Annotated in this window: 7 protein-coding genes; 6 read left to right on the forward strand and 1 reads right to left on the reverse strand. The window is 48.9% G+C overall.

Features of this window, described 5'->3' with window-relative positions:
* Positions 1–4: 4 nt before the first annotated feature.
* The 6 genes from KNO68_RS12220 to KNO68_RS12245 all read left to right on the forward strand — a co-directional run bounded on the left by KNO68_RS12220 (position 5) and on the right by KNO68_RS12245 (position 7259).
* On the forward strand, positions 5–721 hold the full coding sequence (locus KNO68_RS12220) for a hypothetical protein (RefSeq protein WP_215112554.1): 717 nt from the start codon (positions 5–7) through the stop codon (positions 719–721).
* Positions 722–812: 91 nt separating this feature from the next.
* A complete protein-coding gene (locus KNO68_RS12225) occupies positions 813–2939 on the forward strand; it encodes a (Fe-S)-binding protein (protein WP_215112555.1) in 2127 nt (708 codons plus the stop codon).
* A gap of 436 nt (positions 2940–3375) precedes the next feature.
* Positions 3376–3855 (forward strand): DNA-directed RNA polymerase subunit delta, encoded by a 480-nt coding sequence (gene rpoE / locus KNO68_RS12230; RefSeq protein ID WP_074035668.1) that lies wholly within the window; start codon positions 3376–3378, stop codon positions 3853–3855.
* Between the two features lie 248 nt (positions 3856–4103).
* Positions 4104–5699 carry a CTP synthase gene (locus KNO68_RS12235; protein WP_074035670.1) on the forward strand — a complete coding sequence of 532 codons (1596 nt, stop codon included), beginning with the start codon at positions 4104–4106 and terminating at the stop codon, positions 5697–5699.
* Between the two features lie 137 nt (positions 5700–5836).
* Positions 5837–6679 carry a TVP38/TMEM64 family protein gene (locus KNO68_RS12240; RefSeq protein WP_215112556.1) on the forward strand — a complete coding sequence of 281 codons (843 nt, stop codon included), beginning with the start codon at positions 5837–5839 and terminating at the stop codon, positions 6677–6679.
* 31 nt (positions 6680–6710) lie between these two features.
* Entirely contained in the window at positions 6711–7259 is a 549-nt protein-coding gene (locus tag KNO68_RS12245) for a GNAT family N-acetyltransferase (RefSeq protein ID WP_078147687.1), read from the forward strand.
* A 116-nt stretch (positions 7260–7375) separates the two neighbouring features.
* Here KNO68_RS12245 and KNO68_RS12250 read toward each other — a convergent pair.
* A partial coding sequence (locus KNO68_RS12250) for an RNA-guided endonuclease TnpB family protein (protein WP_215112557.1) occupies positions 7376–7809 on the reverse strand: 434 nt, incomplete at its 5' end.

Here is a 7809-nt window from a genome sequence, read left to right on the forward strand (position 1 = left end):
CGAGATGGCGAACTGGATCATCATCTATTTGGCGCTGATTAACTTCTTCGGCATCTATTTATTCCGGGAAGAGACCGTTCCCTCAAAGAAATGGTTCTCATTCTCGAGCGGAATCGCCATCACGTACTTCTTCATGTATCTTTTGCCGTCTCTGAACAAACGCCAGGACACGCTTCGTGTCGATTGGTTGAATTTGGCGTTACCTTCTGAGATTTATATCGTCAGTCTTATCGGATTCACGGTATTTTATGGCACGATGCGGTTCGTTCGAACTCCTCACTTTCAAGATGAGGCGGTCGACCGGGCCGTTTCGTATTGGTTACAGGTGACACTCCTCACGGCCTATATGACCTTCTCGGCGTACGTGGTGACAGCCGACTCGGTGACGTTCGTTGCGAGAAGTTTCTATGCGACAGCGCTCGGTGTCCACTTTTTAGCGCTCGGGCATGACTTAAATCGTCATTATGGTAAACGTTACATGCGACAAGGACGCTATTTGTTGAGTGGGGGGATTTTACTTGGTGGGTTCTTTTCACGCTGGATTGACTTGGCGGCGCACGTCGAAGCGCTCTGTTTTGCCTTTGTGGCCGGGGCGATGATTCTCAATATCGTGAAGTTTGAACTGCCATCCGACCGAAATTTGCACTTCCGCACGTTCGTATTGGCCGTGTGCAGCTATGGAGGATTATTGCTCATATTGAAACATCTTCTAAACTTCTGATGAGAACTTCATAAAAATGAATGACTGTTCATTCATCATTTGATATACTGAATTCAAGATTGAATCCGTTTTCAAAGGGGGAGTTTTGGGGATGTCTACATTTTTAATCGTCAACTGGATTCTATTCTTGCTCGTCCTCGGCTATGGTGTATATTTATTTGCTACGCTAGTTCATCAGCGTTATACGTTCATCAAGCTCGGGAAGAAGGCAGAATGGAGCCAAACGAACAAAGAACGACTCGAACAGGTCATGATCAACGTGTTCGGTCAAAAGAAATTGTTGAAAGATAAGAAGAGTGGCGCAATTCACGTCATGATGTTTTATGGCTTCATCCTCGTCCAATTCGGGGCGATTGATTTTATTTGGAAAGGACTAGCGGTGGGAACACGTTTCCCGCATATCCCGCTCGGTCCGCTTTATCCAATCTTTACGTTCATGCAAGAAATCGTCATGCTCATGATTCTCGTTGCGGTCGTTTGGGGATTCTACCGTCGTTACGTCGAGAAGCTCGTGCGCTTGAAACGAAACTTTTTAGCAGGTCTTGCCCTCATCTTCATCGGCGGGTTGATGGTTTCCGTATTGTTCGGGAACGGGTTTTACCTCGTCTATAAAGAAGAGCTTCCAATGTGGGGCGAACCGGTCGCGACGCTCATCGGCTCAGCGTTTGCTTGGGTACCGGGCTCTGTCGCTTTCGCTTTATTCGTCGTCTTTTGGTGGATGCACCTTTTATTCTTACTCAGCTTCATGGTCTACATCCCACAAGGAAAACACGCACACTTGATTGCCGGAACGCTCAACGTATGGCTCGGTCGCACGCACAAAGTCGGTCGCTTGGCACCTGTTGATTTTTCAGCGATGGAAGAAGCGGAAGAGTCGGATGAAGAGATTGTCTTCGGGGTCAACAAGATTGAAGACTTCAACCAGAAGCAGCTCGTCGACTTGTATGCCTGTGTCGAGTGCGGGCGTTGTACGAATGTTTGTCCGGCAACAGGAACTGGGAAGATGTTGTCGCCGATGGACTTAATCGTCAAACTTCGTGACCATATGAATATGAAAGGCGCGGCGGTCACGAGAAAATCACCGTGGGCACCTGCACTCATGTTCCAAAACACGCAAGGTGCTGAAATCGCAGCAGCTGCGCAAGACGGTCATATGCTCGTCGCAGACGAGTTGATCGGCAACGTCATCACGGAAGAAGAAATTTGGGCTTGTACGACTTGCCGTAACTGTGAAGACCAGTGCCCGGTCATGAATGAACACGTCGATAAAATCATTGACCTTCGTCGTTACCTCGTCATGATGGAAGGGAAGATGGATCCTGAGGCACAGCGTACGGTCGCCAATATCGAGCGTCAAGGAAACCCGTGGGGAATGAACCGGAAAGAACGCGAGAACTGGCGTAAGGATACAGAGCTCGTCATCCCGACGGCGAAAGAGAAGAAAAAAGCAGGCGAGGAATTCGAGTATCTCTTCTGGGTCGGCGCGATGGGGTCTTACGATAGCCGTAGCCAAAAAGTCGCGCAGAGCTTTGCGAGCGTGTTGAACAAGGCGGGCGTCTCATTCGCCATTCTCGGAAATGAAGAGAAGAACTCAGGGGATACTCCACGTCGAATCGGAAACGAGTTGCTCTTCCAAGAACTCGCCGAAGCGAACATTAAGTTGTTCGAGAAGTATGGGGTGACGAAAATCGTCACGGTCGACCCGCACGCGTACAATACGTTCAAAAATGAGTATCCGGACTTCGGTTTGACTGATGTGAAGGTGTATCATCATACGGAGTTGCTCGCAGAGTTGCTCGATACGGGTCGAATCCAACCAGACCTTCAAGTGAATGAACGTGTCGTCTATCACGACTCTTGTTACCTTGGTCGTTATAACGGCATTTACGATGCACCACGATTCGTCCTAGAACGCATACCGGGTGTCGAACTCGTCGAAGCGACACGTAACCGTGAAAACGGTATGTGTTGTGGAGCGGGTGGCGGTCTCATGTGGCAGGAAGAAAAAGTCGGGACACGTGTCAACGTGGCTCGGACAGAACAGTTGCTTGAAACGAAACCGACCGTCATCGGATCGGCGTGTCCGTACTGCTTGACGATGTTATCAGATGGAACGAAAGCGAAAGAAGTTGATGAGACCGTCGGCACGTTCGATGTCGTCGAATTGCTCGATCGCTCGCTGAAGGCCATCGAGATTCCAGAACCAGTTGTCCAATAATACAACAAGGCACGGTCCGCGGACCGTGCCTTGTTTGTTTTTCGGCCCCATTTGCTCGAGGAGGGCCGCGATGTTCGTCTCATTTTCAGGAATGAGCGCATTGATTTGACTGCTCAGTTGTTTTTCGTTCTCTGCAAGTGTGCGTACATCGGTGGCGACGACGGCGAAAACCCTTCTTAATGATTAGGTTGATAGGATACGGTTTGTACGTTGGGCAGACAGTAAACGAGGAATTATCGTTTCAAATTCCAAAAGCATGGATGTTCGGTGTTCTAGGACTTACGTGGATTTTCAATATTGGATTAATCAGCCTGTACTGGTTCCGAGTTCGTCCGAGTAGAATACATGAATCATAATTTTCCCTAGCTTTTTCATATCGCTTTTGTTTATAATGAGGAGTGATGTTTAACTAGTGACGGAAAAGGAGTGTCCTTTAATGAATAAATCGTTGATTGATTTCGTTTATGAACTTCTCCAAGAAACTGGCGAACAGCCTGTTTCTTTTGATGAGATTCGCGAAAAAATCAAGCAAAACTATACGTTTGCGAGTGAAGAGGAAGAACTCGAGAAAATCGCACAACTTTACACCGATTTGAACATCGACGGGTTGTTCGTCAACTTAGGAGCAAACCGTTGGGCGCTTCGTGTTTGGTACCCATTCGATAAGTCGGATGAGGATCTCGTCATCGAAGCACGTCAACGTGGTGAACTTGACGAATTCGAAGAAGAGTTCGAAGAAGCAGACGAAGGCATCGTCGATATCGAGGATGACTTGGATGTATTCGCAAAAGTTGAAGATTACGATTCATCTGAATTCGATGATGAGGACGAAGAAGAAAAAGTAGAAGGCCTTGACGATTTCAAGGACGATGACTTGGACGACGACCTCGATATCGAAGACGAGGATGATTTATAAGAGACCGCAAAAAAGCCGGGCATCGCGCCCGGCTAGGCGTGTCTCTTTTTCTTTTTTAGTCGTGTTCATCGACTTGAAAAAAAGAAAAAATAATATCTTGACGACTGCATCGTCTCTGGCGTAAATTAGTCATGGGCTAGTTTAGCACGTAACGATGCAGCAAAAGTGTCCTCCATTTTCGGGGGCACTTTTGCTTTTTTTGTTTTTTCGTTTCCCGATGGTTGGTATTCAAGAGAGGAGAAAGAAACATGACAAAGTACATTTTCGTAACAGGCGGGGTAGTATCTTCGCTCGGTAAAGGGATCACGGCAGCTTCGCTCGCGCGTCTACTCAAAAATCGAGGACTCAACGTCACGATTCAGAAGTTTGACCCATACATCAACATTGACCCAGGTACGATGAGCCCGTATCAACACGGAGAAGTATTCGTCACAGATGATGGCGCTGAGACTGACCTTGACCTCGGACACTATGAGCGCTTTATCGACATCAACTTGTCGCAAAACGCGAACGTCACATCAGGGCGCATTTATTCAACTGTCTTGAAGAAAGAGCGTCGTGGAGACTATAACGGTGGGACGGTTCAGGTCATTCCGCATATCACGAATGAAATCAAAGACCGTGTCTTCCGTGCAGGACGCGAGACGAACGCCGATGTCGTCATTACAGAGATTGGTGGAACAGTCGGGGATATCGAGTCCCTTCCGTTCATCGAAGCCATTCGCCAAGTGAAGAATGACATTGGGAAAGAGAACGTCATGTACGTCCACTGTACACTCGTCCCTTACCTTCGCGCAGCAGGTGAGATGAAGACAAAACCGACACAACACAGTGTCAAAGAGCTTCGCAGCTACGGAATTCAACCGGATATCATCGTTCTTCGTACGGAGCACGATATCCCAGAAGACATGCGTGAAAAAATCGCCCTCTTCTGTGATACACGCAAAGAAGCGGTCATCGAGGCGCAAGACGCATCGACACTTTATGAAGTACCACTCAACCTTCAAAAACAAGGAATGGACCAACTCGTCAACGACTACTTCGGTTTCAATTCACCGGCTGCTGACATGACGGCTTGGAAAGAACTCGTCCACACGGTCACACACCTTGAGAAGAAAGTGAAAATCGCACTCGTCGGGAAATATGTCGAATTGCGTGATGCCTATATCTCGGTCGCGGAAGCACTCAAACATGCGGGTTATGCGTTCAACGCGGATATCGACATCGACTGGGTCAACGCGGAAGACGTGACGGCTGAAAACGTCTCAGACATCCTCGGCGATGCGGACGGAATCCTCGTTCCAGGTGGATTCGGTGAGCGTGGAATCGAAGGGAAGATTGAAGCGACACGTTTTGCTCGTGAAAACAACGTCCCATTCTTCGGAATCTGTCTCGGGATGCAACTCGCGACGGTCGAGTTTGCCCGTAACGTCTTGAAGCTGGACGGCGCACATACTGCAGAAATCGATCCGTCGACACCGTATCCGATCATCGACCTTCTTCCAGAGCAAAAAGATATCGAGGATCTTGGGGGCACACTTCGTCTTGGACTTTATCCATGTAAACTCGAAAAAGGGACGAAAGCGCATGCGGCATACGATCAAGAACTCGTATACGAGCGTCATCGTCACCGTTATGAATTCAACAACGAATACCGTGAAGCGTTTGAAGCAGAAGGCTTCAAGTTCTCAGGTACGAGCCCAGACGGTCGTCTCGTAGAAATCATTGAGATTCCAGAACACAAGTGGTTCGTGGCATCACAGTTCCACCCAGAATTGATTTCGCGTCCAGAACGTCCACAACGTCTATTCCATGACTTCATCCAAGCATCACTTGGAGAATAAGTGATTGAAAGCCACGGTCCATTGCGGACCGTGGTTTTTCTACGTCAAAAGCATGAGAGGGAAAGCGCCTTCGGCAGGATACATCCCTATCACTTTGTGGGTACACTAGAAATAGAACGGGGAGAGGGTGAGGGCACATGAAAGAACGACATTCGATTTATCTTGGATATGGATTAGGGATTGTCGCGCTCAGTCTGTTGCCGTTCGTCGTCTTGCCTTCTCTCTTACTGCCGTACCAGCTCGGTTGGACGGGCATTGTCTTACTCGCTCTTTCGGTCGGGTTACTTCGGGCGATTCGGGACGGCTCGAACGTCATCCTAAAGCAGATGTGGAAGATCACGTTCTCGCTCTTCTTAATTTTCGTTCTCGTCTATTATGTCTCGTTCGGACTCGTCCTTTATGACACATACGGATTGGATCGTCTATTAGCACAATATGAACGACAGGCGGTCTGGGTGTTTTCGGCATTTAGCTTTTTACAACCGATTGCCTTGCCGGTCCCGGAAGCGGTCAGTGTGCCGATTGGGAGTGTCGCGCTCGGACCGTTTCGTGCGGCTTTAGTCGGAAGCATCTCGACTACGCTTGGCATCTTTGTTATGTATGGGTTGGCCCGGTTTGGCCGAGGACGCATGATTCGTTGGGTCGATGAAGAGAAACTGAAGACATACGATCGATATGTCGATCGATACGGTCTTGGTGTATTGCTCGTGTTGTTCATCATTCCGATTTTGCCGGATGAGGTCATCTGTCTCGCTGCTGGGTTTAGTCGCGTGCCATTCCCGCGTTTTGCGGGCATCGCGTTCGGGGCAAAACTCGTCACGTCGTTCGGACTTGCCTACTCTGTCTCCATCGGACAATTGTTTATGACCGATTCGAGTCCAATCGCGATCGCTTCTGTCATGGCAAGTGTGATTGTCTTGATTCTTGCGTTCATTTGGCGCAAACGAAAAAAAGGAGATTCGAACGGGACACAAGAATAAGGTAAGGACGATCTATAGAGAGGAAGACAACATGCGACAAGATCAAGAAGTGGTCATTCGACCGATTGAAAAACAAGACTTAGTCCGACTATGGGAATTGATTTACCGGGATGCAACACCGGAGTGGAAACAATGGGACGCTCCTTACTTCGAACATAAGGCGATGTCCTACGAAGAGTTTCAGCAAATCGAGCAGTCGCTCATTCAAAAAAAAGACATGTGGGTCATTGAGGTCGATGGAACCGTATATGGGACCGTTTCTTACTATTTCGAAGATGCCGGACGAGAATGGCTCGAGATGGGCATCATCCTGCATCAGTCCGACCGCTGGAATCGTGGTGTCGGGACGCGTGCCCTTCGCTTATGGACCGAGCATCTATTTGAGACGCTACCCGTTGTCCGTGTCGGCTTGACGACGTGGTCCGGGAATGAACGGATGATGCGGGTCGCTGAAAAAGTAGGGATGCAACTCGAAGGTCGAATCCGTCAAGTGCGTGTCGTGAACGAGAAGCGCTATGATTCGATTCGGATGGGTATGTTACGCGAAGAATGGATGAAGACAGGTACGCCGTCTATGTGAACTACTCACCACTTATTTGCTTTGCAAATTGAAGTGGGAGCTTCTTGGAAAGACCGTGCTCCTACCGCCACGGTTATGGACCAAGCTCGTCGGGCAGTCCCTGCCCTGAAGGGTTGTCAGTCGGCCAACATCAACAGGTTGATGCTCGCGTTGATGTCACGGTCATGGTGCGCGCCACAGGCACACGTCCATTCACGGACATCCATCGTCTTCTTCTGACCTTTCTTGCCGCAAGAAGAACAGATTTGGGTCGATGCGTACCAGGGGTCTGCCTTGATGAGCGTCCGTCCGTAGAAGTTTGATTTGTATTCGAGTTGTCGGACGAACTCGTACCAACTGACATCTGCAATCGATTTGGTGACCTTGTGGTTCTTCATCATGTCCTTCGACTTCAATGTCTCCACGACGATGACTTGGTTCTCGTCAACGATCCGTCTCGACAGCTTGTGAAGGAAGTCCTTGCGTTGGTTGGCGATTTTCTCGTGTCTCTTGGCGAGGATCAGCCTGGCTTTTTCACGATTCTTGCTTCCGATCTTCTTGCGTGACAGCG

This window comes from Exiguobacterium sp. s75, assembly GCF_018617145.1.
Lineage (GTDB): Bacteria > Bacillota > Bacilli > Exiguobacteriales > Exiguobacteriaceae > Exiguobacterium > Exiguobacterium profundum.

Bases quoted from the DNA above. Each gene is read 5' to 3' on its own strand.
- KNO68_RS12220 (WP_215112554.1), top strand. From the start codon at position 5: ATGGCGAACTGGATCATCATCTATTTGGCGCTGATTAACTTCTTCGGC.
- KNO68_RS12225 (WP_215112555.1), top strand. From the start codon at position 813: ATGTCTACATTTTTAATCGTCAACTGGATTCTATTCTTGCTCGTCCTC.
- rpoE (WP_074035668.1), top strand. From the start codon at position 3,376: ATGAATAAATCGTTGATTGATTTCGTTTATGAACTTCTCCAAGAAACT.
- KNO68_RS12235 (WP_074035670.1), top strand. From the start codon at position 4,104: ATGACAAAGTACATTTTCGTAACAGGCGGGGTAGTATCTTCGCTCGGT.
- KNO68_RS12240 (WP_215112556.1), top strand. From the start codon at position 5,837: ATGAAAGAACGACATTCGATTTATCTTGGATATGGATTAGGGATTGTC.
- KNO68_RS12245 (WP_078147687.1), top strand. From the start codon at position 6,711: ATGCGACAAGATCAAGAAGTGGTCATTCGACCGATTGAAAAACAAGAC.